The organism is Micromonospora sp. NPDC005205, assembly GCF_040608275.1.
Taxonomy (GTDB): domain Bacteria; phylum Actinomycetota; class Actinomycetes; order Mycobacteriales; family Micromonosporaceae; genus Micromonospora.
The window spans coordinates 202,956-227,034 of record NZ_JBEXHV010000009.1 but is presented as its reverse complement, the minus strand read 5'-3'; the positions used below and the strand labels follow the sequence as shown (position 1 = coordinate 227,034).

The window sequence follows — 24,079 nt, the reverse complement described above, 5'->3', positions numbered from 1 at the left end:
GCAGTTACGGCGAAACTGCTGCCTCGCAGATATCTGAGGCAGCAGTTTCGCTGATGGTGCGCAGATCTTGGAGGTGTGGGACAGCCCGCCTTCGGGTCAGACCTTGTCGCCCAGCTTGACCTGGGGCGCCGGAGCGCGCATCCGGCGGAAGGTGATCGACCGCATGACCGCGTAGAGGAAGAGCGAGCCCATCCGCTGGTCGGTCTTCGGGAAGCGCTCCCGGACCAACTTGCTGATCTTGCGGCAGATCAGCACCGAGTCGACGACCACACCCAGCGCCAGCGCTCCCCAGAGCACGTTGGAGATCAGCCGGACCACCGGCGGCATGGCCGCGTTCGACCCGACCAGCACGATCAGCGCGCCGCCGAAGAACCAGGTGCCGACGGTACGCCGGGAGTCGACCACGTTGCGGGCCAGCAGCCGCTCCGGGCCACGGTCGCGGGGGCCACCCTCGCGGCGGAACTCCGACGCCGCCTCGGCGCGCAGTTGCCGGCGGCGCTCCCGCTCCTCCTCCTTGGTGAGGGGACGCGTGGGGCCGGCCGGCCGACGGCCGACGGTCGGCCGCTTGGGCGTCTCCCGACCCTTGGCCGGGGTGTAACCCCGGGAGCGCTCAGCGGTCTCCTCGGGGGTCACCGAGGTGACGGCCTCGTCGACGAGGTCGGTGGACTTGCGGCGAAAGAGCGACGGCACGCGGCAAGGGTAGCCAACGGTCCGCGCCCGGTGCACATCGCGGTACAGCGACCGACGGCTCCAGGTCGCAGCGCGACCTGGAGCCGTCGTAGCCGAACGATGGGTGAGCGACGTTACGGACGCTCGGCGTGCGCGCCCAGGTCGGCGAGCTTCGCCTCGAAGTCCTCGTAGCCCCGGTTGATCAGGTCCACGCCGTACACCCGGGAGGTGCCCTCGGCCGCGAGCGCCGCGATCAGGTGGCTGAACCCGGCCCGCAGGTCCGGGATGACCAGGTCGGCGGCGTGCAGCTTGCTCGGCCCGGCGATCACCGCGGAGTGCTTGAAGTTGCGCCGGCCGAAGCGGCACGGCGTGCCGCCGAGGCAGTCCCGGTAGACCTGGATGTTGGCGCCCATCGAGTTGAGCGCCTCGGTGTAGCCCAACCGCTGCTCGTAGACCGTCTCGTGGACGATCGACAGGCCGCGCGCCTGGGTCAGCGCCACGACCAGCGGCTGCTGCCAGTCGGTCATGAAGCCGGGGTGCACGTCGGTCTCCAGCGCCACCGCGTTCAGCTCGCCACCCGGGTGCCAGAAGCGGATGCCGCCCTCCTGACCCGGGTCGCCCAGCTTCGGCGCGCGGGCGTCGGTGACCTCGTACTCGCCGCCGACCGAGCGGAAGATGTTCAGGAAGGTCATCATGTCGGCCTGCTGAGCGCCCAGCACCTCGACGTGACCACGGGTGGCCAGGGCGGCGGCGGCCCAGCTCGCCGCCTCGATCCGGTCCGGGATCGGCCGGTGGGTGTAGCCGTGCAGCTTGGGCACGCCCTGAATCTCGATCACCCGGTCGGTGTGGACCTTGATGATCGCGCCCATCTTCTGCAGGATGCAGATCAGGTCGATGATCTCCGGCTCCACCGCGGCGTTACGCAGCTCGGTGACGCCCTCGGCCATCACGGCGGTCAGCAGCACCTGCTCGGTGGCGCCGACGCTCGGGTACGGCAGGGCGAACTTGGTGCCGTGCAGCCCGTTCGGCGCGGAGAGGTGCAACCCCTCGGGCCGCTTCTCGACAGTGGCGCCGAACTCGCGCAGCGCCTGGAGGTGGAAGTCGATCGGACGCGGGCCGATGTGGCAGCCGCCCAGATCCGGGATGAACGCGTGCCCGAGGCGGTGCAGCAGCGGGCCGCAGAACAGGATCGGGATCCGGCTGGAACCGGCGTGCACGTTGATCTGGTCGGTGCTGGCGCTCTCCACGTTCGCCGGGTCGAAGACGAGCTCGCCGTCCTCGGCGCCGTCGGTGACCTTGACGCCGTGCAGGCCGAGCAGCCCTCGCACCACCTCGACATCGCGGATCTTCGGCACGTCGAACAGCCGGCTCGGGCTGTCGCCGAGCAACGCGGCGACCATCGCCTTCGAAACGAGGTTCTTCGCGCCGCGCACGCGGATCCGCCCTTCGAGCGGAGTACCTCCGTGCACAACCAGGACGTCGTCGGTCAACGCAACCTCCAGCGCGTCGGTGCTGCTGTGTTGATGGTGGGGTGCCTGAACGTCGTCGCTACCCCGAATGCGGCCACATCGAAACGGCTCGCGTGTGTCGTCGCTTGGGCAGCATAGCCCTCGGTGACGAAAAAGGACTCGGTCACATCGGCGTGTGTGGCATTAATCGGTGATCCGGCACTTTTGCGTACCAAGAGCGCTACGGATCGTGATCAGGACACCGTCGGCGGCGGGGTGTCCGCGCCGGGCAACGCGAGCATCTGATCAAGCGCCACCCGGGCGTGGTGAGCGGTGTCGGCGTCCACCGTGATCTGGTTGACCACCCGGCCCGCGACCAGCTCCTCCAGGGCCCAGACCAGGTGCGGCAGATCGATCCGGTTCATCGTCGAGCAGTAGCAGACGGCCTTGTCCAGGAACATGATCTGCTTGTCCGGGTGCGCCAGCGCGAGCCGGCGGACCAGGTTGAGCTCGGTGCCGAGCGCCCACGCCGAGCCGGCCGGAGCCGCCTCGATGGTCTTGATGATGTATTCGGTGGACCCGACGTAGTCGGAGGCTGTGACCACCTCGTGCCGGCACTCCGGGTGGACCAGGACGTTGACCCCGGGCACCCGCTCCCGTACGTCGTTGACGCTCTCCAGGGTGAACCGGCCGTGCACCGAGCAGTGCCCCCGCCACAGGATCATCTTGGCGTCGCGCAGCTGCTCCGGGGTGAGCCCACCACCGGGCTTGTGCGGGTCGTAGAGCACGCAGTCGTCCAGCGACAGGCCCATCTCCAGCACAGCGGTGTTACGGCCCAGGTGCTGATCCGGCAGGAAGAGCACCTTCGACCCCTGCTCGAAGGCCCAGTCCAGGGCGCGCTTGGCGTTGGAGGAGGTGCAGACCACGCCGCCGTTGCGGCCCACGAAACCCTTGATGTCGGCCGAGGAGTTCATGTACGTCACCGGGACCGTGTCGCCGGCGATGCCCAGCTCGGTCAGCGTGTCCCACGCGGCCTCTACCTGGCCCAGCACGGCCATGTCGGCCATCGAGCAACCCGCCGCGAGGTCCGGCAGGATCACCCGCTGGGTGCTCGTGGTGAGGATGTCCGCGCTCTCGGCCATGAAGTGCACGCCGCAGAAGACGATGTAATCCGCGTCCGGGCGGGCCGCGGCCTCCCGGGCCAGCTTGAACGAGTCGCCCGTCACATCGGCGAACTGGATCACCTCGTCGCGCTGGTAGTGGTGCCCCAGCACGAAGACCTTGCTGCCCAGCTTCGCCTTCGCGGCTGTGGCACGGGCCACCAGATCCGGATCGCTGGGCGCCGGCAGGTCGCCCGGACACTCGACACCGCGCTCGGTGTCGGGGTCGCTGCCCCGGCCGAGCAGCAGCAGAGCCGTCGCCGTGTTGGAGGGTTCCACCCAGGTCGAAGTCACGTAGCCCATGGTCCCACAGCGCGAGCGCGACGCAGGCTCGCTCGGTGTGGGCTGCCACACTGCTCGGCATGCGCGTGCTGCTCTGCCCGGACAAGTTCGCCGGCACCCTGTCCGCACCGGAGGTGGCCGCCGCCGTCGCCGCCGGTTGGCGCACCGTCACCGACGGAGACGATCTGCTGATCCGACCGCTCGCCGACGGCGGACCGGGCTTCGTGGAGGTGCTCGCCGAGGCCCTCGGTGGCCGGCGGGTACCGGTGTCGACGGTCGATCCGCTGGGCCGGCCGGCGGCCGGTGAGATCCTGCTCACCGCCGACGGCTCGACCGCCTACCTGGAGAGCGCGCAGGCGTGCGGGCTGCACCTGCTCTCCCCGGCCGAGCGCGACCCGAAGACCACCACCTCGTACGGGCTGGGTCTGTTGGTGGCCGCCGCCGTGGAGAGCGGTGCCCGCACCGTGGTGATCGGGCTGGGTGGCTCCGCCACCAACGATGCCGGAGCGGGAATGCTCGCCGCGCTGGGCGTGACCCCCCTCGACCAGGGTGGCACCGCTCTGCCGTACGGCGGGGCGGCGCTCGCCGCCGTCGACGCGCTGGACGGCGCGCCCCGGCTGCGTGGCGTCCGGCTGGTCGCGGCCACCGACGTGGACAACCCCCTGCTCGGCCTGCACGGCGCCAGCAACGTGTTCGGCCCGCAGAAGGGCGCCGACCGCGCCGACGTTCTACTGCTCGACGCGGCCCTGGAGCGTTTCGCGGCGGTGCTGGAAGAGGACCTGGCCGGCTGCCCGGCGGGGCTCGGCGCGCTGCCCGGGGGCGGGGCCGCCGGCGGCATCGGCGCGGCGCTCCTCGCCCTGGGCGGCGACTGCGAGTCGGGGATCGGCCTGGTCACCCGGGCCACCCGTCTCGACGCCGCGCTGGACACCGCCGACCTGGTGATCACCGGCGAGGGGTCGTTCGACCACCAGTCGCTGCGTGGCAAGGTCGTCGCCGGGGTGGCCGGCGCCGCCCGCGACCGGGGAGTGCCCTGCGTGGTGGTGGCCGGGCAGGTGAGCACCGGCCGGCGGGAGGCTGCCTCGGCCGGGGTGACCGACGCGTACAGCCTGGTGGAGCACTTCGGCGGCGAGGAGACCGGCGGGCTCGACGCGGCGCTGAGCCGGCCCGCCGAGGGGCTGCGCGAGCTGGGGGCCCGGCTGGCCCGGCAGTGGAGCCGCTGAGCGTTCCGGCCGCCCGTGCGCCCGCCTCGACCGGGGCCGACCTGCGGCGGGGGTCACGCCACGCGGGTGGGCCCGGCCAAGGCGGCGTACGATCGGTTGAGGACCACAACCGGGAATCACTGGACGGCGCGCGACGTTGGCCAGTGCGTCCGGACCCAAACCGCGCAGGGAGACTTCCACGTGACCACGCCAGCGCAGACCGAGTCGACCGAGGCCAAGGCCCCTACTTCCGTCGTCCTCACCGACGTCGCAGCGCAGAAGGTCAAGGCCCTGATCGAGCAGGAGGGCCGCGACGACCTGCGGCTCCGCGTCGCCGTGCAGCCGGGCGGCTGCTCCGGCCTGCGGTACCAGCTCTTCTTCGACGAGCGTTCGCTCGACGGTGACGTCGTGACCGACTTCGGTGGTGTCGAGGTCGTCGTCGACCGGATGAGCGCCCCGTACCTTTCCGGCGCGACGATCGACTTCGCCGACCGGATCGACGCCCAGGGCTTCACCATCGACAACCCCAACGCGGGCAGCTCCTGCGCCTGCGGTGACTCGTTCAACTGAGTCACACCACACGTCAGCGACGATGGGGCCGTTCTTCGGGACGGCCCCATCGCCGTACCGGTCGGCTGTCGCACCGGTCCGGGAGCGGGCCGTGGCGGGCTGGTTGCCGGTGACCATCGCGCTGCCGTCCCGGTAGGCTGACCGCGCCCTGCTCCCGACCCTGAGGGTTGACATGAAGATCGCCGTCACCGGCTCGATCGCCACCGATCACCTGATGAGTTTCCCCGGTCGCTTCGCCGACCAGCTCATCGCCGATCAACTGCACAAGGTGTCCCTCTCCTTCCTGGTGGACGACCTGGTGCTCCGCCGCGGCGGCGTGGCGGCGAACATCTCCTTCGGGATGGGTCAGCTCGGGCTGCGCCCGGTGCTGCTCGGCGCGGTCGGCGCCGACTTCGCCGACTACCGCTCCTGGCTGGAGCGCCACGGTGTGGACTGCGACTCGGTGCACATCAGCGAGGTGGCGCACACCGCCCGCTTCGTCTGCACCACCGACACCGACATGTGCCAGATCGCGTCGTTCTACGCAGGTGCGATGAGCGAGGCCCGCAACATCGAGCTGGCCCCGGTCGCCGACCGGCTCGGCGGTCTGGACCTGGTGCTGGTCGGCGCGAACGACCCCGAGGCGATGCTGCGCCACTCGGCCGAGTGCCGCACCCGCGGGTACGCCTTCGCCGCCGACCCGTCCCAGCAGCTCGCCCGGATGCCCGGCGAGGACGTGGTGGCGCTGATCGAAGGCGCCGAGTACCTGATGACCAACGACTACGAGAAGTCGCTGCTGCAGAGCAAGGCGCAGCTCAGCGACGACCAACTGCTGGACCTGGTCAAGGTGCGGGTCACCACGCTGGGCAAGCACGGTGTGGAGATCGCCGGGCGCGGCATCGACCCGATCCACGTACCGATCGCGCGGGAGATCCGGGCGGTCGACCCGACCGGCGTCGGCGACGGCTTCCGGGCCGGCTTCTTCACCGCGCTCTCCTGGGGCCTGGGCCTGGAACGCGCCGCCCAGGTCGGCTCGCTGCTGGCCACGCTGGTCCTGGAGACCGTCGGCACCCAGGAGTACGACGTCCGCCGTGACCTGTTCGTCAAGCGCCTCGCCGAGTCCTACGGCGACGCTGCGGCAGAAGAGGTCCGCCCCCACCTCCTCCCGGCCTAGCCGCCCCGCCCTCGCCCCCTCGCCCCGGCCCTCGGCCCCGCGATCTTGCACTTTCTGTTGCCGTTTCGCGGCTTCGGTGCGCGTTTGTCCGCGCAGAAACTGCAAGATCGCGAGGGTGAGGTAGGGCGGGGTGTAGGGACGAAGCCTCAGCCCGCGCCGCCCCGCCGTTACCCGGCGTCGATCATGGAGTTGCGGTGGCTGGATAGTCGCCTTATGTGGCTTTTGTCCACCACCACAACTCCATGATCGACGCCGGGTGCCGGGTGCCGGTGCCGGGTGCGGGGTGCCGGGTGTGGGGGAGCGGGGTAGGGGTGCGGCGGAGGGTGGGGTTACTGGGTTCGGCGGATGTCGTAGGCGGGGCCGTCCGGGCCGGTGACCGAGCCGAGGAACTCCTGGCCGCGCATCCGGCACCAGGCGGGGATGTCGACAGCCGCCGCCGGGTCGTCGGCCAGTACGCGGACCACAGTGCCGACCGGCACCTCGGGCATCCGTCGCGCCGCAGCGATCACCGGCAGCGGGCAGCGTTGCCCCCGGCAGTCGATCACCTCGTCGGGCGGTGTCACAGCCCCATCACCCCGGCCTCGGCGCGCAGCCCGGCGACGATCCCCGGCAGCTCGGTAAGGAACCGCTCCACGTCCGCCTCGGTCGTCTCCCGGTGCAGGCTGACCCGCACGTTGCCGTGCGAGAGCACTCCCATCGCCTCCAACACGTGCGACGGACGCAACGTGGACGAGGTGCAGGACGAACCGGACGACACGGCGAAGCCCCGCCGGTCCAGGGCGTGCAGCAACGCCTCCCCGTCCACGTACAGGCAGGAGAAGGTGACCAGGTGCGGGAGCCGGAGCACCGGATCGCCGACCACCTCCACGTCGGGCACCTCCGCCGCGACCCGCTCCCGGACCCGCTCCACCAGGGCCGTCAACCGGGTCGCCTCGGCCGCCGCGTCGGCCGCCGCCGCCCGCAGGCTCGCCGCCGCCGCCACGACCGCCGGCAAATTCACCACCCCGGGGGTACGTCCGCTCTCCCGCTCGTCGGCCGGCCAGGGTGACTCCCAGCGAGTGCCCTTCCGGACCGCCAGCACCCCCACGCCGGGTGGGCCACCCCACTTGTGTGCGCTCGCCGTGAGCACCGACCAGCCGGTCGGCAGAGGCACCCGGCCCACCGACTGTGCCGCGTCCACGTACAGCGGCACACCCACGTCGGCGCAGGCCGCCGCCGCCTCGGCGACCGGCTGCACCGTCCCCACCTCGTGACTGGCGCTGATCAACACGGCCAGCGCGACCCCAGGGGCCCGAACGGCGGTCGACCACGCGGTCAGGTCCAGCCGGCCCAACCGGTCGACCGGCACCGCGGCGGCCGTCCCGCCAGCGCCGACGTGCCGTTCCGCAGCGTGCAACACCGCCGAGTGCTCGATCGCCGAGTGCACCAGCGTCGACCCGACCCGGCGTCGCCCCGCCAGGCCGCCGAGGACCGCGCCGTGGGCCGCGGTCGTACCGCTGGGGGTGAAGGAGACCTCATCGGCGCGGACGCCGAGCGTCACCGCGGTGGCCTCGCGGGCGGCGTCGAGCAGTTGCCGGGCCCGGCGGGCCTGCGTATACAGCTTGCCCGGATCGGCCCAGCCGTCGTCGAGCGCGGCCAGCAGAGCCTGCCGCGCGACCGGATGCATCGGCGCGGCGGTCGCCGCGTCCAGGTAGACCGGGGATGCGCTCACAGACCCGCCTTCGTTCGCGACTGCGGGGCTCGCAACCCCGGCTCACTCCTCGCGCTCACAGACCCGCCTTCGTTCGCGACTGCGGGGCTCGCGACCCCGGCTCGCTCCTCGCGCTCACAGACCCGCCTTCGTTCGCGGCTGCGGGGCTCGCAACCCCGGCTCACTCCTCGCGCTCACAGACCAAGACGCTATCGCGGCGGTATGCCTAGGATCCCCCCGATGGGGGTCGGACAGTGACCCCACCACGGCCGAGTCCGTCATGGTCGAGTAATCTGCGACCGTCGGTGACGCCTTTGCCGCGGGTGCTGAGGAAAGACGCACCGCGGCGCGCTAGGGAGGCAGGACCAGGTGGTCGCAAGGAGTTCGGAGGTACGGCCGTCGGCCGTACGGCACAGCGCTTCCCCAGGGGTTGGTGGACGCCGGGGGCGTGGTGCTGGTCGCCTGGCCGGGCTCGGTCTCGGTGGCGTGGCGTTGCTGGTTCTGCTCACGGGCTGTGACGTCGGTCAGACGTTCCACGGCTTCGGCTGGCCGCAGGGCGGCATCTCGCCGGAGTCCAAGCGGATGTACGACCTGTGGATCGCCTCCTGCATCGCCGCGCTCGCGGTCGGCGTCTTCGTGTGGGGCCTGATCTTCTGGTGCGTCGTGCGCTACCGCAAGCGTGGCAACGCGCTGCCGGTGCAGACCCGTTACAACATGCCGATGGAGTTCCTCTACACCATCGCGCCGATCCTGATCGTCTCCGTGCTCTTCTACTACACGGCGATCGTGCAGACCGACGTCGACAAGTTGTCGAAGAACCCGGACGTCACGGTCGAGGTCGTCGCGTTCAAGTGGAACTGGCAGTTCAACTACCGGGACGGCCAGGGCACGGAAGCCCGCACCACCGCGTCGACGCTCGGCACCAGCGAGGTCATCCCGGTGCTGGTGCTGCCGACCAACCGGTCCATCCGGTTCGAGGAGACCAGCCGCGACGTCATCCACTCGTTCTGGGTGCCGGAGCTGCTCTTCAAGCGGGACGTCATGCCGGGCAAGATCCGCAACGTGTTCGAGGTCTCGAGCCTGGACGCCGAGGGCGCCTACGTCGGGCGCTGCGCCGAACTGTGCGGCAGCTACCACGCGTTCATGAACTTCGAGCTGCGGGTGGTCTCGCCGGAGAAGTACGACCAGTTCCTCGCGGCCAAGCAGAGCGGCAAGTCCACCCAGGATGCGCTGTCGGCGATCGGTGAGCAGCCGTACGCGACGACCACGCAGCCGTTCGACACGCGGCGGACGCAGGACAACTTCAACCCGGACGACGTTCCGGCCCGCACGGGAAGCTGAGGCAGCCGCATGAAGACCGAGTGGCGTATCTTCCTGATCATCGCCGGGTTCCTCTTCGGCGCCACGATCCTCTACGGTGCCTGGACTAACGGTGCGTCGGGCGGCATCGAGTGGGTCGGCACCGTCGCCCTGCTGCTGTCGTTCCTGCTCTGCTCGATGTGCGGTGGCTTCTTCTGGTTCGTCTCCCGCCGCATCGACCTGCGCCCGGAGGACCGCCCGGACGCCGAGATCGCCGACGGCGCTGGTGAGGTCGGTTTCTTCAGCCCGGGCAGCTACTGGCCGTTCGGTCTGGCGCTGGCCGCCGCGATCGCCGCGCTCGGCTTGGTGTTCTGGCAGTACTGGCTGATCGGTGCCGGCCTGCTGGCCGTCGTCTTCTCCGCCTGTGGGCTCCTGTTCGAGTACTACAGCGGCACCCGGCGTACCGCCGAGCACTGACCCACCCGGTCGCCGTCGCGACCGACCCGCACGACGAAGGCCCGTTCCCCGAGTGGGGGAGCGGGCCTTCGGTCATGCGCCACCCCGCCCGGGGTGGGCCTGCGGTGCTGCGCTCGGGCGGTGCCTGCGGTCAGGCGGCGCGGCGGTGGACGGGCTGGCGGCGGCGGGCGGCCAACCGGGTGACCGGGACGGCGAACGCGCTGACCACCACGGCGCTGCCGCAGCCGGTGCAGATCAGCTCGGGACAGTCGGTGCCGTGGCCGTCGACGCAGGGCGGCGGCTCGAACGGCGCCACGCCCTCACAGACGTCGCAGTAGAGATCGCGGTGCGACACGGGCGTCTCCTCTCACGTCAGGCGAACCGCCCCCGGATGCGACAGTGACACACCGACGGCAGCAGAAAACTACTCAGCTGTAGTTTCCCAGACGGGTCCGACAAATCTCCGCGCACCGTCGTCCGCTAGCCAGCATCCGCGCGTGATCCACACGACTTCGATGAAGTCGGGGCATTGGAGCGGCCCTGACACCACGGATTCGAGGAATCCGAGTTGATCACGCCCAAGGCTCCGCCTGCGGACGGCGCCGCCGGGTCCGGTGGTGCTGAGGTCAGACGGCGGCGTTGGCGGTGGCGATCCATCGGTCCAGGGTGGCGGCGGCCGCGCCGGAGTCGATCGACTCGGCGGCACGGGCCAGGCCGGCGCCCAACGCCTCGGTCAGGTCGCCGTCCAGCGGGCCCTGGGTGGCCAGCGCCGCCGCCGCGTTGACCAGCACCGCGTCCCGGACCGGGCCCTTCTCGCCGGCCAGCAGGCGACGAGCCACGCCCGCGTTGTACGCGGCGTCACCGCCGCGCAGGTCCGCCAGGGTGGACCGGGGTACCCCCAGCTCCGTCGCGTCCAGCACGACCTCGCGTACGGTGCCGCCCTGGGCCGCCCAGATCCGGGTGGGGGCGGCAGTGGTGAACTCGTCCAGCCCGTCCTCGCCGCGCATCACGATCGCCGAGTCGCCACGGGCCGCGAACACGCTGGCCATGACCGGGGCCATCCGCAGGTCGAAGCAACCGACCGCGCCGGCCCGGGGGCGGGCCGGGTTGGTCAGCGGGCCGAGGAAGTTGAAGAAGGTGGGCACGCCCACCTCGCGGCGGACCGGGCCGGCGTGCCGCATCCCGGGGTGGAAGCGGGCCGCGAAGCAGAACCCGATGCCGGCCTCCTCGACACAGCGGGCGACCTGCTCCGGGCCGAGATCCAGCGGGATGCCGAGGAACTCCAGCAGGTCGGCGGTGCCGCACAGGGAGGAGGCGGCCCGGTTGCCGTGCTTCACGACACGGACGCCCGTGCCGGCGACCACCAGCGCCGTCATCGTGGAGATGTTCACCGTGTGGGCGAGGTCACCGCCGGTGCCGACCACGTCGAGCGCGGTGCGGCGCAGCTCCTCGGGGAGCGCCACCGGGACCGCGCGACCGAGCATCGCCTCCACCAGGCCGGCCAGCTCGGCGGGCGTCTCACCCTTGGCCCGCAGCGCTACGGCGAAGGCGGCGATCTGCGCCGCGCTCGCCGAGCCGGTCATGATCTCGTCCATCGCCCAGGCGGTGTCGGCGGTGGAGAGTTCGTCACCGCGCAGCAGCGCGTTGAGCAGGTGCGGCCAGGTCCGATCGCCCATGGCGGGCCTCCCGAGCATGCGAAGTGCGGGTGGGCTGGAACCGGCGCCGACGAGATCCGGCGCCGTGGGGGTGCCGGAGGAGCGGGGGACGTCAGGCGGGTGCGTGCGTCCGCAGCAGCTCGGCCACCGTGCCGCCGGTGGTCACCGGGTCGAGCGGGTGCACCAGCGTCGCGTCGACCTCGGCGTACGCGGCGAGCCATCGGTCGGCGGCGCGGGCGATCACCAGGCAGGTCGGGGGAGCGTCGTCCCGGTCGTCCTTGACCTGCCGGGCGATGCCGATGCCGCCGCCCGGGCTCGCCTCACCGTCGAGCAGCAGCAGGTCGATCTCGTAGTCGTCGACCAGTCGGATGGTCTCCGCGTAGGTCGACGCCTCGACGAACTCGATCTGCAGACCGGGAGCGGGCCGGGTGCCGACGGCCATCCGCATCCGATCACGGACCTGCGGGTCGTCGCTGTAGAGCAACACGGTGCAAAGACGATCGGTCATGCCGGAACTCCCACCTCGTAGCTGCCCGCAGATCGTACCGGTCGGCGTGACGTAGCCGACATCCCGCCCGACGTCGCGCGTCGGGCGTACCGTCCGGGCAGCTCAGGCGGGCGCGGCGTCGGCGGCGCGTTCGCGGGCCTCCTGGCGGTCCAGCTCGCGGTCCACCCGCCGGGCCTCCCGCTCGGACTGCTTGACCCACTGCACCACCAGCACCGCGAGCATGGTCACACTGACGAATTCGCCACCGGCCCAGAGGATGCCGCCGGCGACCACCTGGTCCTGCCACGGGTCGGACCAACCGAGGTTGAGCGACGGGTACCAGTCGCCGCCGAAGAGCGTGCTGCTCTGCATGATGGTGAGGCCGAGCACTGTGTGGAACGGCACGGAGAGCAGCATCAGCAGCGCACGCGCCGGGTACGGCCAGCGGCCGGGCAGCGGGTCGAGGCCGAGCAGCGGCCAGAAGAACACGCAGCCGGTCATGATGAAGTGCGCGTGCACCAGCTCGTGCGCCCAGGCGTGTTCGAGGGTGTAGCGGTACAGGTCACTGAAGTACAGCACGAACGGGTTGACCACGAAGATGGCGAACGCCACCAGCGGGAAGCTGTAGACCCGGGCGACACGGCTGTGCACGATCGCGAGCAGGCGCTTGCGCGGCCCGACCGGCAGGGTGCGCAGGGCCAGGGTCATCGGCGCGCCCAGGGCCAGGAAGATCGGCGCCACCATGGACAGCACCATGTGCTGGATCATGTGCACGGACAGCAGCGCGGTGTCGTACGCGTGCAGTCCGCTGACCGTGACGAGCGCGATGCCGCCCAGGCCGGGGCCGAGGAAGAACACGGTACGGGTGATCGGCCAGCGGTCGCCGCGTAGGCGCAGCCGGTACACCCCGTAGAGGTACAGGCCGGCGGCGAGCACCAGGCCGAGGGCCAGCCAGCTGTCCAGCCGGGTCTCGGTCAGCACCGCGCCGACGGTGAACGGCGGCGGGGCCGAGGTGGCGGCGAAGATCGGATCGACGTGCAGCACGCTTTTCAGGCTAGGCCAGGCGAACCGGACCCTGACGCTCGGGCCACGGAAGGCGCAGGTTTGCCACCCCGCTGATCGGCGGCCCCGGTCAGGGGCAATAATGACGGCGTGACTGCGGCCCCAGCCATTGACAAGAGCCGGATCCACTCTCTGACGCGACCAAACATGGTCAGCGTCGGGACGATCGTGTGGCTCTCCAGTGAACTCATGTTCTTCGCGGCGTTGTTCGCGATGTACTTCTCCATCCGCGCGGCTGCGCCGGAGCAATGGGAGAAGCACACCGAAGCGCTGAACATCCCGTACGCGACCACCTTCACGGTGATCCTGGTGCTGTCCTCGGTGACGTGCCAGCTCGGCGTCTTCGCGGCGGAAAAGGGTGACGTGCACGCGCTGCGGCGCTGGTTCACCGTCACCTTCGTGATGGGCCTGATCTTCGTCCTCGGCCAGCTGAACGAGTACCGGCACCTGGTCGCCGACGGCATCAAGATCAACGGAGACGGGTACGGGTCGGTGTTCTACCTGACCACCGGCTTCCACGGCCTGCACGTGACCGGCGGTCTGATCGCCTTCATCATCTTCATGGTCCGTACGACCATGGGCCGGTTCACTCCGGCGCAGGCGACCTCGGCGATCGTCGTGTCGTACTACTGGCACTTCGTCGACGTCGTGTGGATCGGGCTGTACGCCATGATCTACTGGCTCCAGTGATCTTGCGCGTCACATTCCGCGCTGCTGCTCCGTCCCCTGAGACAGGTCCAACCGGTTAAGGACACCGCTCATGACTTCTGACAACGACCGCCGACGCGGTCTGCTCGCGCGGTTGCGCGAGCGGCCCGCCGCGCGCAGCAGGGGCCGCCGCCGGCTGGGCGCCGCGGTCCGGCTGATCGCCGCGTTGATGCTCGCCGGTGGCGCGTACACCGTCTTCGCTCCGGGCGCCCAGGCGCAGGACAACCCGCAGCTGACCGGCGCCGCCGCCGAGGGCAAGGCGCTGTTCGACGTGAGCTGCGTGACCTGCCACGGCCGCAACGCCCAGGGCGTCGAGGGCCGCGGGCCGAGCCTGATCGGCGTCGGCGCGGCATCGGTCGAGTTCCAGGTCAGCTCCGGGCGGATGCCGCTGGCCCGCCAGGAGGCCCAGGCGCACCGCAAGCCCCCGGTCTTCACCGACGAGCAGACCCGTCAGCTGGCCCAGTACATCCAGGAGCTTGGCGGCGGCCCGGTCGTGCCCGAGGGCGACGACCTCCGCGAGGACGGCAACATCGCCGCCGGCGGTGAGCTGTTCCGGATCAACTGCTCGCAGTGCCACGCCTTCGGTGGCGGCGGTGGTGCGCTCTCCTCGGGCAAGTTCGCCCCGAGCCTGCACCCCGCGACCGACCGCCAGATCTACGCGGCGATGTTGAGCGGCCCGCAGAACATGCCGGTGTTCGGCGACAACCAGCTCCGGCCGGAGCAGAAGGCCGACATCATCGCCTACATCCAGGAGTCGCTGAAGCACGACCAGGACCCGGGTGGGTTGAACCTCGGACGGTACGGCCCGTCCACCGAGGGTTTGGCGATCTTCCTGGTCGGCATCGTCGCGCTCGTCTTCGCCAGCCTGTGGATCGCGGGGAAGTCGTGATCGAGCAGGCCATCCGATTCAGTGCTGTGGTGCCGCTCGGCGCCACCCGTAGCGAGGTGACGGCATGAGCACCCACCCCGAGCACCAGGCCTCAGAGGGCCCGGAGCCGCTCGATGTGAACGACCCCAGGCTGACCCGGTTCGACATCGTTCGTGAGGGCGCTCGCCGGGACGACATCGAGATCGTCCACTACGAGCCGCAGGTGCTGCCGGGCACCAAGGCGGAGCGTCGGCTGACCCGAGTGGTCGCCGGCTTCTTCCTGATCACCGGCCTGGCCGCGACCGCCTTCCTGGCCATCTACATCTGGTGGCCGTGGCAGTACGAGGCGGGACGGGGCGGCGACAAGTTCTACACTCCGCTGCTCGGCTTCACCCTCGGCGTAGCCCTGCTCGCCGTCGGCTTCGGCATCCTGACCTGGGGCAAGAAGTTGCTGCCCAAGGAGGTCTCGATCCAGGACCGGCACGAGGGCCAGGTGGACTCCGAAGGCCGCACCATCACCGGCCAGACCATGCTCTACATGGCGGACGAGCTGGGCGTGAAGCGTCGGCCCCTGCTCGGCATCTCGCTGCTGGCCGGTCTCGCGCCGGTCGCCGCGGTCGCCGCGGCGCCGCTGGTCGGCGGCCTGATCTCGCAGCCGCACAAGAACAACCAGATGTTCACCACCGGGTTCGCCACGGCCGAGGGCGGCGAGCGGATCCGCCTGGTCCGCGAGGACGGCCGTCCGGTCCGTCCGGCGGACGTCAGCACCGGTGGGCAGATCACCGTCTTCCCCGGCATCGACCACGGTGTGAGCAACAAGCACGCCGACTCGCCGACGCTGTTGATCCACCTCCGCGACTCGGACGCGCAGGAGTCGCGCCGGGCCAACGAGAAGATCGGCCACGGCGACTACATGTGGGGCAACTACGCGGCGTTCTCCAAGATCTGCACGCACGCGGGATGCCCGGCCAGCCTGTACGAGCAGCAGACGAACCGGCTGCTCTGCCCGTGCCACCAGTCCCAGTTCCTGATCACCGACAACGCCCGGCCAGTCTTCGGCCCCGCCAGCCGGCGGCTGCCGCAGCTGCCGATCGAGGTGGACTCCGAGGGCTTCTTCGTGGCGAAGTCCGACTTCACCGAGACCGTCGGGCCTGATTTCTGGGAGCGGCCATGAAGCGTCGAAAGTTTGACCTTGCGGCGACGCCGGGCAAGGCAGCGGTGGGAGTGGACGACCGCTTCCAGGTGGCCACCCCGCTGCGCAAGCTGCTGAACAAGGTCTTCCCGGACCACTGGTCCTTCCTGCTCGGCGAGATCGCGCTGTTCTCGTTCGTCGTGCTGCTGCTGACCGGTGTGTTCCTCACCTTCTTCTTCGAGCCGGCTATGACCGAGGTGGTCTACGACGGCAGCTATGCGCCGTTGCAGGGCACCCCGATGTCCGCCGCGTACGCCTCCAGCCTGGACATCTCGTTCGATGTCCGGGGCGGTCTGGTGATGCGGCAGATGCACCACTGGTCGGCGCTGCTGTTCATGGCCGCGATCGTCGTGCACATGCTGCGGGTCTTCTTCACCGGTGCCTTCCGCAAGCCGCGTGAGACCAACTGGATCATCGGTTCGCTGCTCTTCTGGGTGGGCTTCCTGGCCGGCTTCAGCGGCTACTCGCTGCCGGACGACGGTCTGTCCGGCACCGGTCTGCGGATCGCCTCGGCGATCATGCTGTCCATCCCGGTCGTCGGTTCGTGGGTCACCTCGTCGATCTTCGGCGGCGAGTTCCCGGGCACGATCATCATCAGCCGGTTCTTCATCGCCCACGTGCTGCTCATCCCGGGTCTGCTGGTCGCGCTGATCAGCGTCCACCTGGGTCTGGTCTTCAAGCAGAAGCACACCCAGTGGCCCGGCCCCGGCCGGACCAACAACAACGTGGTCGGCGAGCGGATGTTCCCGCGGTACGCGCTGAAGCAGGGCGGCTTCTTCATGGTCGTCTTCGGCGTCATCGCGCTGATGGGCGGTCTGTTCCAGATCAACCCGATCTGGTTGTTCGGCCCGTACGAGGCGTGGGTGGTCTCGGCCGCCAGCCAGCCCGACTGGTACGTCATGTTCCTCGACGGGTCGACCCGACTCATGCCGGCCTGGGAAATCAACATCCCGCTCGGCGACGGGTACGTCATCCCGCCGCTGTTCTGGCCGACTGTCGTGCTGCCCGGCATCCTGGTGGGCCTGTCGACGATGTACCCGTTCCTGGAAGCCCGGCACCTCAAGGACCGCAAGAGCCACAACCTGCTCCAGCGGCCTCGGGACGTCCCGGCCCGGACCGCCGTCGGCGCCATGGCCGTCTCGTTCTACATCGTGCTGACGCTCTCCGGCGCCAACGACGTGATCGCTGACAAGTTCCAGATCAGTTTGAACGCGATGACCTGGGCGGGCCGCATCGGCCTGCTGGTGGTCCCGCCGCTGGCGTACTACGTCACCTACCGGCTCTGCCTGGGTCTGCAGCAGCACGACCGGGAGGTGCTCGCGCACGGCGTGGAGACCGGCATCATCCGGCGCCTGCCGGACGGCCGGTTCGTCGAGGTGCACCAGCCGCTCAGCGCGTCCAACGGGCACGCGGACGGTCACGGCCAACTCGACTACGTCGGCTGGGTCGTACCCAAGAAGATGAACCGGCTGGGGGCCCTCGGCCCGGCCATCCGGGGCTTCTTCTACCCGATCGAGAAGCCGGTCGAGGCACCGGTCTCGCCGGGGCACCCGCCGGTCGAGGCCCGACCCGAGCGCGAGGAGATCGGCAGCGGCGAGAGCCGCCGCTGACCGCCCAGTCACACCATTGAGGGGCGCCCGCCGGATTCCGGCGGGCGCCCCAACGTATCCACCCCTCCCGACCCATCCGGCCAGGAGTCGGACGGCTCTGACGGGACCGGTCGACGCCGCGCGACGGGCGATCGCAGGAATAACCCCGGTCAGCCGGGTATGCGTGCGGTCCAACGTCTCAAGGGGGGGAAGCATGTTGGGTATCAAACGCCTCGGCCTGTTGGCCGCGCTGGTACTTGTCGGTGTCGCGCCGGCCGCGGCCGCGCAGGCCGCGGCACAGCCGTCAACGCAGGACACCCAGTACCTGCAGGCGGTACACCAGGTCAACCTGTTCGAGATCACCGCTGGTGACCTGGCTCAGCAGAAGGGTCAGGACCAGGGGGTCAAGGACCTGGGCGCGATGCTGAAGACCGACCACACCCAGCTCGACCAGACGGTGCAGCAGACCGCGTCGCAGCTCGGGGTGGAACTGCCGAACGAGCCCAGCGCCGATCAGCAGGCGGTCATCGACAAGCTGAACAACGCCAGCGGCGCGGAGTTCGACCGGCTCTGGGTGACCAGTGAGCTGGCCGGTCACGTCCAGGCCATCCAGGCCACCCAGACGGAGATCTCGCAGGGCTCCGAGCAGTCGGTGGTGCAGTTGGCGCAGACGGCGCTTCCGACGCTGCAGACGCACTACGACGAGTTGGTGGCGCTCGCCAACAAGCTGGGCATCCCGGTTCCGCAGACCAGCGCCAGCGGTACGCCCAGCCCGGGCGGCACCGGCACCGAGTCGCCGGCTCCGGGCGGCACCGGCACCGAGTCGCCGGCTCCGGGCGGTGGCAGCACCGAGGTACCGGCTCCCAGCGAGAGCTGACGTAGCCACAAGCAGACGGCCGGCCCACCCTCGCGGTGGGCCGGCCGCCCTGTGCGCGCCACGCGCCGCCGTGCTGCCGGCACCGGCCCCGAAACGGCGAGCGGGTCAGTCGGCGCTGGCCAGACCGATCGCGAACGTCTCCTCCAGGTCGTGCTGGGAGTACGCCCGGAAGGCGATGTGGGACTCGGTGTTGAGCACCCCCGGGGCCTTGGAGATGCTGCCCGCGATGACCTGGGCGATCTGGTCGAACTCGCGGACCCGGACGATGGCGATGAGGTCGACGTGCCCGGCCACCGAGTAGACCTCGCTGACACCGGGAAGGTTGGCCAGGTTCTCCGCCACCTCGGGGATCGCATCGGTGGCGCAGTCGATCAGCACGATGGCGGTGATCACGGGGCATTTCTCCGTTCGTCGGCGTCGTCGCCCATGCTAGATGTTCCGGTCCGGGACCGGAGGCGGGAGCATGTTCCGGTCCGGGACCGGAGGCGGGAGCATGTTCCGGTCCGGGACCGGAGGCGGGAGCCGTCGGTGCTCAGCCCTGGGCGGGGCAGGGCACGGTCAGGTTGCTGCCGGCCCGGATGACGTTTCGCAGCCGCTCGCCGGCCCGCACTGTCGCGCCCGGCCACACCACGGTGCGGGACACGTCACCGTCCACCCGCGCTCCCGCGCCGACGACCGACTCCACGCAGTGGCCGGTCACCGTCGCGGACTCCTCGACGAGAACGCCGCCGGCCGCGGCGTGCAGGTTGGCCGCCAGGTAGTCGGCCGGGGTGCCGGTGTCGAAGAAGGTGCCCGGGTAGGGCACCACGGTCAGGGCGCCCGCGGCCTCGGCCGGACGCCACACGGCGCGAACCAGGTCCGAGAAGACCACCGGCAGGTCCCGGACCAGCCGCCAGGGCAGCAGCGAGAAGCCGGTGAAGCAGTGCCCGGCGAAGGTGCCCGGCGCCGCCGGGTCCGCGGCGGGCTGGCCGAGCAGGCGTACGGTGTGCCCGTCCCAGGCGTCGAGCAGGGCGGCCACGTCCGGGCCCGGGGGAGCAGCCGGATCGGCGAGGTACGCGTCGGCGTTGCCGACCAGCACCGAACGCCCGTCGATCCAGTCCCGCAGGTTGGCCACGCCGCCGGCGGTGCCCAGCGGGTCGCCCGGCTCCACCGACAGGTGTGCGCGGTCGCCGACGTGCGCCACCACCTGGTCGCCGAGGTAGCAGGCGTTCACAGCGACCCGATCGGCACCGGTCAGGCCCAGGCCGGCCAGCCGCGCCAACGCCCGATCCAGCAGAGGCACGTTGCCCACCGGGCAGAGCGCCTTGGGCAGCCGTTCGGTGAGCGGGCGCAGCCGCGTGCCCTCGCCGGCGGCCAGCACCACCGCGCACAACTCGGCCGGCACAGCGACCGCGCCGGTCACGGGGTCTCGTCGGGCACCGGCGGCGGGAACTGCCCGGCGAGTGGCCCGATGTCGTAGTAGGCGAGCAGCCGGGCCGTCGGCCAGGTCAGCTTGGGCAGGTCGTCCAGGGGGTGCCAGGCGGCCTCGAAGACCTCCCCGCCGTCGACGGTCAGCTGGGTGCTGGACGCCGGCACCTCGGCCTCGAAGACCATGTCCACCCAGCCCTTGGCGTGCACTATCGCGTTCGGCACCGCCGGGCGCAGCCGGGACGGTGGAAGCCGGACGCCGGACTCCTCGAACAGCTCACGGGCCGCGCCCACCACCGGGGCCTCACCCCGGTTGAGCAGGCCGGCGGGGAGTGACCAACCCTTGCCGGGAGGCTGGCGGAGCATGAGCAACCGACCCGCGCCCGTCGCCTCGGTGTCCCGGACCAGGGTCACCGCGCCGACGATGTACTTGGGCACCGCCAACCGGACCAGGCGCCGACGCACCGGCAGCGGCAGCCGGTAGAAGGCCTGGTAGAAGAGGGCCCGAGCGGTGGCGCGGGAGCGGGGGATCATGACTCCAGGCTAGTGGTCACGAATGTCCTTCGTACGCGCTGGGGCCCGCCGGGTCACTGTCGATGGTCGACCAGGTCGATGAGCTGGCGGACCACGGTGTCCGGTTCGATCACCCGGTCGAAGACCGCGACCAACAGGGTTTCCAGGTCGGGGTAGCCCAACTCCTCGGAGAGGCGCAGTAATGGCAGGTCACTGGCGAGGCCACGGTTGTGCTGGCGCAGTGCGAGCCCGATGGTGGCCCGACCGAGGCGCACCTTGTCGCTGATCGTGATGCCCGGCTCGGTGTGCTCGGCGAACCATCTGTTGATCTGCATCTGCGCGTGCGGCGACTTGACGAAGGTCAGCCACTCCCGCCGGGGGCCGCGCGGCGCCACACCGGCCTCGAAGCCGTTGTCGCCGTCGTTCTCGGTGAAGATCTCCACGACGTCGCCCTCGTCCAGCTCCGAACTGAGCGGGGCCAGCCGACCGTTGATGCGTGCGGCGAGGCAGTGGTCGCCCCGGTCGTTGCCCAGCTCGTACGCGAGGTCGACAGGCGTGGCACCGGCCGGCAGCACGACCTGCCGCCCGTCGGCGAAGACCTGGATCTGCCCCTCGGCCAGGTCGCAGCGCAGCGACTCGTAGAACTGTGCCGGGTCGGCGGCGTCCGGCTCCCAGTCGAGCACCCGGCGCAGCCAGTCCAACTGCTCGGCGCGGGCCCCCGCGGTGTTGCTGCCGGAGTTGGGGAACCGGAAGTCGGCGGCGATGCCGTACTCGGCCGAGCGGTGCATCTCCTCGGTGCGGATCAGCACCTCCACGGTGCGGTCCTGGGGGCCGCAGACGCTGGTGTGCAGCGAACGGTAGAGGTTGTTCTTCGGCGAGGCGATGAAGTCCTTGAAGCGGCCGGGCACCGGTCGCCAGGTGCCGTGGATCGCGCCCAGCGCGGCGTAACAGTCGGTGGCCGGGCCGTCGACCACCACCACGATGCGGGGCAGGTCGTACGGGGCGGTGTGGCCGCCGGCGATGGTGTCCTTCCAGATCGAGTAGAGGTGCCGGGGACGGGGGCTCACCTCGGCGTCGACCCGGCTGCGGCGCAGCGCCACCCGGGCCCGGGTGACCACCGAGTCGAGGTACGAATCCCAACCCGGCCGATCGTGCACGTGCCGGGCCAGCCGGGCGTGCTCGTCGGGCTCGAGGTGCAGCAGCACCACGTCGTCCAGCTCGCGTTTGAGGGTCTGGATGCCCAGCCGGTCGCAGAGCGGGACCAGCACCTCCTGGGTCTTGCGGGCGATCCGTTCCCGCGACGACGCGGAGCGCACCCCGAGCGTCCGCATGTTGTGCAGCCGGTCGGCCAGTTTGATGATCAGCACCCGGACGTCCTTGGCGGCCGCGACGATCATCTTGCGGACCGTCTCCGCCTCGGCGGCCTTGCCGTAGAACGCCTTGTCGAACTTGGTCACCCCGTCGACCAGGTGGGCCACCTCGCCGCCGAAGTCCTCGGAGAGCGCCTGGAGGGTGTAGCGGGTGTCCTCCACGGTGTCGTGCAGCAGCGCCGCGACCAGGGTGGTGGTGTCCATCCCCAGCTCGGCGCAGATCTGCGCCACCGCGAGGGGATGGGTGATGTACGGTTCCCCGCTCTTGCGGAACTGCCCGCGGTGCATGTTCTCCGCGATCGTGTAGGCACGGCGCAGCACCGCGGGGTCGGTGCCGGCGTGGATGCCCCGGTGGGTGCGGACCAGTTGGGTGACCGGGTCCGAGTCGGTGGTCGGCCAGCTGAGCAGCGACCGCAGCCGGCGGGCGAGCGGCAGCTCAACCGGCTGTGTCGGCAGGGCGCCCCCCAGGGCGGCGCCGTGTCCGGCGTCGACGTCCACGAGGGACACCTCCTCACCCCGGCTCCACACCGCCGGATCCCGGCGGGGGAGCAGGCCCACGAATCGGGCAGGACTGCACTTCTCTAACAGCCTAAGCGAGTCGACGTAGTCCGATCGGTCAGTTGGTCATGAGCGTTCGGTCGAGAGTTGGTGGGACGCACCGCTCTCGGCCTTCGCCAGCAGGTCACGGAACCGGGCCGCGCCACTCGCCGGTGAGGACCAACCGGAGGACATCTCGACGAGTCGGGTCTCCGGTCGCTCCAACCAGGACAGGATGCGCTCGGACTCCTCGGCGGTCGCCGCCGGCACCGGACCATGCCCGCCGGACACCGTCTCGGCGGTGGCCCGGATCGTGGTCAACGTGGGACGCGGGTGCACGCCCGGCGGGGACACCCCCGCACCGGCCAGTCGGCCGTGCCGGACCAACGCCAACTCCCAGCCGCCCCGGGCGGCCGGTCGGGCCGCGGCCAGCTCGACGATCCCGGTCAGCGCGGCCAGCCGCTGCATCCGCACCGTGGCCCGTAGCACCGCGGCCAGCCGGGACCGCACCACGGCGGCCTCCTCGTAGCGCTGGTCGGCCGAGAGCACGTCGATCCGCGCGAGCAGCGCGTCCACCACCGGCTGAGGGTCGCTGGCCGTCGCGGTGCGGAAGGGCGCGGCGGCGCTGTCGTCGTACTCCTCGGGGGTGATCTTGTGTTCGCAGGGCGCCGGGCAGCGACCCAGCTCGGCCAGCGCGCAGGCCGGCGTGACGGTGCGCAGCGAGAGCCGGTGCGTGCACTGGCGCAGTGGCACCGCGTCGTGGAAACCGGCGGCGGCCAGCTCGGCGGCCCGTCGGGAGGTGAACGGCCCGAGGTACGCGGTGTCGGTGGGGGAGAGGTCGCGGACGATCGACAACCGAGGGTACGGACCGTCGGTCAGCTTGAGCCAGACCATCCGTTCCGGGTATTTGGACCGGCGGTTGTACGGCGGCGCGTGCGCGGCGATCAACCGCAGCTCACGGACCTCCGCCTCCAACGAGTGGGCGCACTCCACCGCCTCGACCCGTTCGGCGGCGCCCAGCATCTCCGAGATCCGGGCGCGCTTCTCGCCGGCGGTGAAGTAGCTGCGCACCCGGGTGGCGATGTCGACAGAGGTGCCCACGTAGAGCGGTCGGTCGTCGGCGGCCCGGAAGATGTAGACGCCGGGGACCTTGGGCAACCCCTCGGCCAGGTGCCGCTTGCGGCGCTGGGTCGGGGTGACCGCGCGGGCGAACTCGATGGCGTCGCCGACCGTGTCCACCCGGTGCCCGCCGAGCCGACCGATCAGCCCGTGCAGCACGTCGACGGTGGCCTTCGCGTCGTCCAACGCCCGGTGGGTGGGCTGGGTGGCGGTGCGGAAGTAGGCGGCCAGGGTGCCCAGCTTGCGGTTGGGCACCTCGTCGCGGGTCAGCACCCGGCGGGCGAGCGCCGCCGTGTCCAGGACCCGGGGGTTGGGCCAGCGGTAGCCGTGCCTGGCGCAGGCGGCCTTGAGGAAGCCCACGTCGTACGGGGCGTTGTGGGCCACCAGCACCGCGTCGTCGATGAACTCCAGGAAGCTCGGCAGCACCTGCTCGATCGGTGGCGCCGGCACCAGCATGGCCTGGGTGATGCCGGTCAGCACCGTGATGAACGGCGGAATCGGCTGGCCCGGGTTGACCAGGGTCGCCAGCACCCCCAACTGCTCGCCACCGCGCACCTTGACCGCGCCGATCTCGGTGATGCCGCCGCCGTCCGGTGCGCCGCCGGTGGTCTCCAGGTCGACCACCACGAAGGTCGTCGCGTAGAGCGGCAGCGCCGGGTCCACCCCGCCCACCGCCGGGTCGAGACCGGCCAGTGACTCCTGGACGTACTCCGCCTGTGCCATCGGCGGCACGCTAGCGCCCCGGTCCGACACTCCCGTCGCAGCCGTC

The 24,079-nt window shown here is 70.9% G+C and carries 24 protein-coding genes; 10 read left to right on the top strand and 14 right to left on the bottom strand.

Annotated features, from left to right (window positions below):
- Positions 1–96: 96 nt before the first annotated feature.
- From ABZU43_RS18790 to nadA, 3 genes are all read right to left on the bottom strand, one after another.
- Positions 97–690 (bottom strand): DUF3043 domain-containing protein, encoded by a 594-nt coding sequence (locus ABZU43_RS18790; RefSeq protein WP_355007751.1) that lies wholly within the window; start codon positions 688–690, stop codon positions 97–99.
- Between the two features lie 113 nt (positions 691–803).
- Complete coding sequence (gene murA / locus ABZU43_RS18785; protein ID WP_124820727.1) at positions 804–2,159, bottom strand: UDP-N-acetylglucosamine 1-carboxyvinyltransferase; 1,356 nt, start codon at positions 2,157–2,159, stop codon at positions 804–806.
- 212 nt (positions 2,160–2,371) lie between these two features.
- A complete protein-coding gene (gene nadA / locus ABZU43_RS18780) occupies positions 2,372–3,571 on the bottom strand; it encodes a quinolinate synthase NadA (RefSeq protein WP_355007750.1) in 1,200 nt (399 codons plus the stop codon).
- Between the two features lie 68 nt (positions 3,572–3,639).
- Here nadA and ABZU43_RS18775 point away from each other — a divergent pair, with 68 nt between their 5' ends.
- The 3 genes from ABZU43_RS18775 to ABZU43_RS18765 all read left to right on the top strand — a co-directional run bounded on the left by ABZU43_RS18775 (position 3,640) and on the right by ABZU43_RS18765 (position 6,481).
- A complete protein-coding gene (locus ABZU43_RS18775) occupies positions 3,640–4,779 on the top strand; it encodes a glycerate kinase (RefSeq protein ID WP_355007810.1) in 1,140 nt (379 codons plus the stop codon).
- Positions 4,780–4,959: 180 nt separating this feature from the next.
- Positions 4,960–5,328 carry an iron-sulfur cluster insertion protein ErpA gene (gene erpA / locus ABZU43_RS18770; RefSeq protein ID WP_091407494.1) on the top strand — a complete coding sequence of 123 codons (369 nt, stop codon included), beginning with the start codon at positions 4,960–4,962 and terminating at the stop codon, positions 5,326–5,328.
- A 172-nt stretch (positions 5,329–5,500) separates the two neighbouring features.
- Complete coding sequence (locus ABZU43_RS18765; RefSeq protein WP_355007749.1) at positions 5,501–6,481, top strand: carbohydrate kinase family protein; 981 nt, start codon at positions 5,501–5,503, stop codon at positions 6,479–6,481.
- A gap of 329 nt (positions 6,482–6,810) precedes the next feature.
- On the opposite strand, the gene ABZU43_RS18760 is transcribed toward ABZU43_RS18765, so the two are convergent.
- Both ABZU43_RS18760 and ABZU43_RS18755 read right to left on the bottom strand, forming a co-directional pair.
- A complete protein-coding gene (locus tag ABZU43_RS18760; RefSeq protein ID WP_355007748.1) occupies positions 6,811–7,044 on the bottom strand; it encodes a sulfurtransferase TusA family protein in 234 nt (77 codons plus the stop codon).
- Positions 7,041–8,192 carry an aminotransferase class V-fold PLP-dependent enzyme gene (locus ABZU43_RS18755; RefSeq protein ID WP_355007747.1) on the bottom strand — a complete coding sequence of 384 codons (1,152 nt, stop codon included), beginning with the start codon at positions 8,190–8,192 and terminating at the stop codon, positions 7,041–7,043. Before ABZU43_RS18755 ends, ABZU43_RS18760 begins: the two co-directional genes overlap by 4 nt.
- 348 nt (positions 8,193–8,540) lie before the next feature.
- Here ABZU43_RS18755 and coxB point away from each other — a divergent pair, with 348 nt between their 5' ends.
- Positions 8,541–9,512: a cytochrome c oxidase subunit II gene (coxB, locus tag ABZU43_RS18750; protein ID WP_266304854.1), complete on the top strand. Its 972-nt coding sequence runs from the start codon at positions 8,541–8,543 to the stop codon at positions 9,510–9,512.
- Between the two features lie 9 nt (positions 9,513–9,521).
- A complete protein-coding gene (locus ABZU43_RS18745; protein ID WP_355007746.1) occupies positions 9,522–9,947 on the top strand; it encodes a cytochrome c oxidase subunit 4 in 426 nt (141 codons plus the stop codon).
- Between the two features lie 130 nt (positions 9,948–10,077).
- Here ABZU43_RS18745 and ABZU43_RS18740 read toward each other — a convergent pair whose 3' ends face one another.
- The 4 genes from ABZU43_RS18740 to ABZU43_RS18725 all read right to left on the bottom strand — a co-directional run bounded on the left by ABZU43_RS18740 (position 10,078) and on the right by ABZU43_RS18725 (position 13,121).
- Positions 10,078–10,281: a hypothetical protein gene (locus tag ABZU43_RS18740; RefSeq protein ID WP_355007745.1), complete on the bottom strand. Its 204-nt coding sequence runs from the start codon at positions 10,279–10,281 to the stop codon at positions 10,078–10,080.
- Positions 10,282–10,552: 271 nt separating this feature from the next.
- On the bottom strand, positions 10,553–11,602 hold the full coding sequence (gene trpD, locus ABZU43_RS18735; protein WP_355007744.1) for an anthranilate phosphoribosyltransferase: 1,050 nt from the start codon (positions 11,600–11,602) through the stop codon (positions 10,553–10,555).
- Between the two features lie 91 nt (positions 11,603–11,693).
- Positions 11,694–12,089, bottom strand: a complete 396-nt coding sequence (locus tag ABZU43_RS18730) for a hypothetical protein (RefSeq protein WP_091407513.1) — start codon at positions 12,087–12,089, stop codon at positions 11,694–11,696.
- A 102-nt stretch (positions 12,090–12,191) separates the two neighbouring features.
- Entirely contained in the window at positions 12,192–13,121 is a 930-nt protein-coding gene (locus ABZU43_RS18725) for a cytochrome c oxidase assembly protein (RefSeq protein WP_355007809.1), read from the bottom strand.
- Positions 13,122–13,220: 99 nt separating this feature from the next.
- On the opposite strand from ABZU43_RS18725, the gene ABZU43_RS18720 reads away from it, so the two are divergent.
- The 5 genes from ABZU43_RS18720 (at position 13,221) to ABZU43_RS18700 (ending at position 18,364) form a co-directional block, all read left to right on the top strand.
- Positions 13,221–13,820 carry a heme-copper oxidase subunit III gene (locus ABZU43_RS18720; protein WP_091408043.1) on the top strand — a complete coding sequence of 200 codons (600 nt, stop codon included), beginning with the start codon at positions 13,221–13,223 and terminating at the stop codon, positions 13,818–13,820.
- 70 nt (positions 13,821–13,890) lie between these two features.
- Positions 13,891–14,727 (top strand): cytochrome c, encoded by an 837-nt coding sequence (locus ABZU43_RS18715; protein WP_355007743.1) that lies wholly within the window; start codon positions 13,891–13,893, stop codon positions 14,725–14,727.
- 64 nt (positions 14,728–14,791) lie between these two features.
- Positions 14,792–15,880 carry a Rieske 2Fe-2S domain-containing protein gene (locus ABZU43_RS18710; RefSeq protein ID WP_355007742.1) on the top strand — a complete coding sequence of 363 codons (1,089 nt, stop codon included), beginning with the start codon at positions 14,792–14,794 and terminating at the stop codon, positions 15,878–15,880.
- Entirely contained in the window at positions 15,877–17,508 is a 1,632-nt protein-coding gene (locus ABZU43_RS18705) for a cytochrome b N-terminal domain-containing protein (RefSeq protein WP_355007741.1), read from the top strand. The genes ABZU43_RS18710 and ABZU43_RS18705 overlap by 4 nt, the downstream gene beginning before the upstream one ends.
- 193 nt (positions 17,509–17,701) lie before the next feature.
- Positions 17,702–18,364, top strand: coding sequence for a DUF4142 domain-containing protein (locus ABZU43_RS18700; protein ID WP_355007740.1), 663 nt, complete (start codon positions 17,702–17,704; stop codon positions 18,362–18,364).
- 105 nt (positions 18,365–18,469) lie between these two features.
- On the opposite strand, the gene ABZU43_RS18695 is transcribed toward ABZU43_RS18700, so the two are convergent.
- The 5 genes from ABZU43_RS18695 to ABZU43_RS18675 all read right to left on the bottom strand — a co-directional run bounded on the left by ABZU43_RS18695 (position 18,470) and on the right by ABZU43_RS18675 (position 24,033).
- On the bottom strand, positions 18,470–18,757 hold the full coding sequence (locus tag ABZU43_RS18695) for an Lrp/AsnC ligand binding domain-containing protein (protein WP_355007739.1): 288 nt from the start codon (positions 18,755–18,757) through the stop codon (positions 18,470–18,472).
- Between the two features lie 139 nt (positions 18,758–18,896).
- Entirely contained in the window at positions 18,897–19,766 is an 870-nt protein-coding gene (locus ABZU43_RS18690; RefSeq protein WP_355007738.1) for a sugar phosphate nucleotidyltransferase, read from the bottom strand.
- The gene (locus ABZU43_RS18685) at positions 19,763–20,305 is read right to left on the bottom strand and encodes an NUDIX domain-containing protein (protein ID WP_355007737.1); all 543 of its coding nucleotides are present in this window, start codon (positions 20,303–20,305) and stop codon (positions 19,763–19,765) included. Before ABZU43_RS18685 ends, ABZU43_RS18690 begins: the two co-directional genes overlap by 4 nt.
- A 53-nt stretch (positions 20,306–20,358) precedes the next feature.
- Positions 20,359–22,152, bottom strand: coding sequence for an HD domain-containing protein (locus ABZU43_RS18680; protein ID WP_355007808.1), 1,794 nt, complete (start codon positions 22,150–22,152; stop codon positions 20,359–20,361).
- A 126-nt stretch (positions 22,153–22,278) separates the two neighbouring features.
- The gene (locus tag ABZU43_RS18675) at positions 22,279–24,033 is read right to left on the bottom strand and encodes a DEDD exonuclease domain-containing protein (protein WP_355007736.1); all 1,755 of its coding nucleotides are present in this window, start codon (positions 24,031–24,033) and stop codon (positions 22,279–22,281) included.
- Positions 24,034–24,079: the final 46 nt, after the last annotated feature.

Excerpts from the sequence above, each read along its gene's own strand:
- ABZU43_RS18775 (WP_355007810.1), top strand. The coding sequence starts at position 3,640 with ATGCGCGTGCTGCTCTGCCCGGACAAGTTCGCCGGCACCCTGTCCGCA.
- ABZU43_RS18765 (WP_355007749.1), top strand. The coding sequence starts at position 5,501 with ATGAAGATCGCCGTCACCGGCTCGATCGCCACCGATCACCTGATGAGT.
- ABZU43_RS18745 (WP_355007746.1), top strand. The coding sequence starts at position 9,522 with ATGAAGACCGAGTGGCGTATCTTCCTGATCATCGCCGGGTTCCTCTTC.
- trpD (WP_355007744.1), bottom strand. The coding sequence starts at position 11,602 with ATGGGCGATCGGACCTGGCCGCACCTGCTCAACGCGCTGCTGCGCGGT.
- ABZU43_RS18730 (WP_091407513.1), bottom strand. The coding sequence starts at position 12,089 with ATGACCGATCGTCTTTGCACCGTGTTGCTCTACAGCGACGACCCGCAG.
- ABZU43_RS18715 (WP_355007743.1), top strand. The coding sequence starts at position 13,891 with ATGACTTCTGACAACGACCGCCGACGCGGTCTGCTCGCGCGGTTGCGC.
- ABZU43_RS18710 (WP_355007742.1), top strand. The coding sequence starts at position 14,792 with ATGAGCACCCACCCCGAGCACCAGGCCTCAGAGGGCCCGGAGCCGCTC.
- ABZU43_RS18705 (WP_355007741.1), top strand. The coding sequence starts at position 15,877 with ATGAAGCGTCGAAAGTTTGACCTTGCGGCGACGCCGGGCAAGGCAGCG.
- ABZU43_RS18700 (WP_355007740.1), top strand. The coding sequence starts at position 17,702 with ATGTTGGGTATCAAACGCCTCGGCCTGTTGGCCGCGCTGGTACTTGTC.
- ABZU43_RS18685 (WP_355007737.1), bottom strand. The coding sequence starts at position 20,305 with ATGATCCCCCGCTCCCGCGCCACCGCTCGGGCCCTCTTCTACCAGGCC.
- ABZU43_RS18675 (WP_355007736.1), bottom strand. The coding sequence starts at position 24,033 with ATGGCACAGGCGGAGTACGTCCAGGAGTCACTGGCCGGTCTCGACCCG.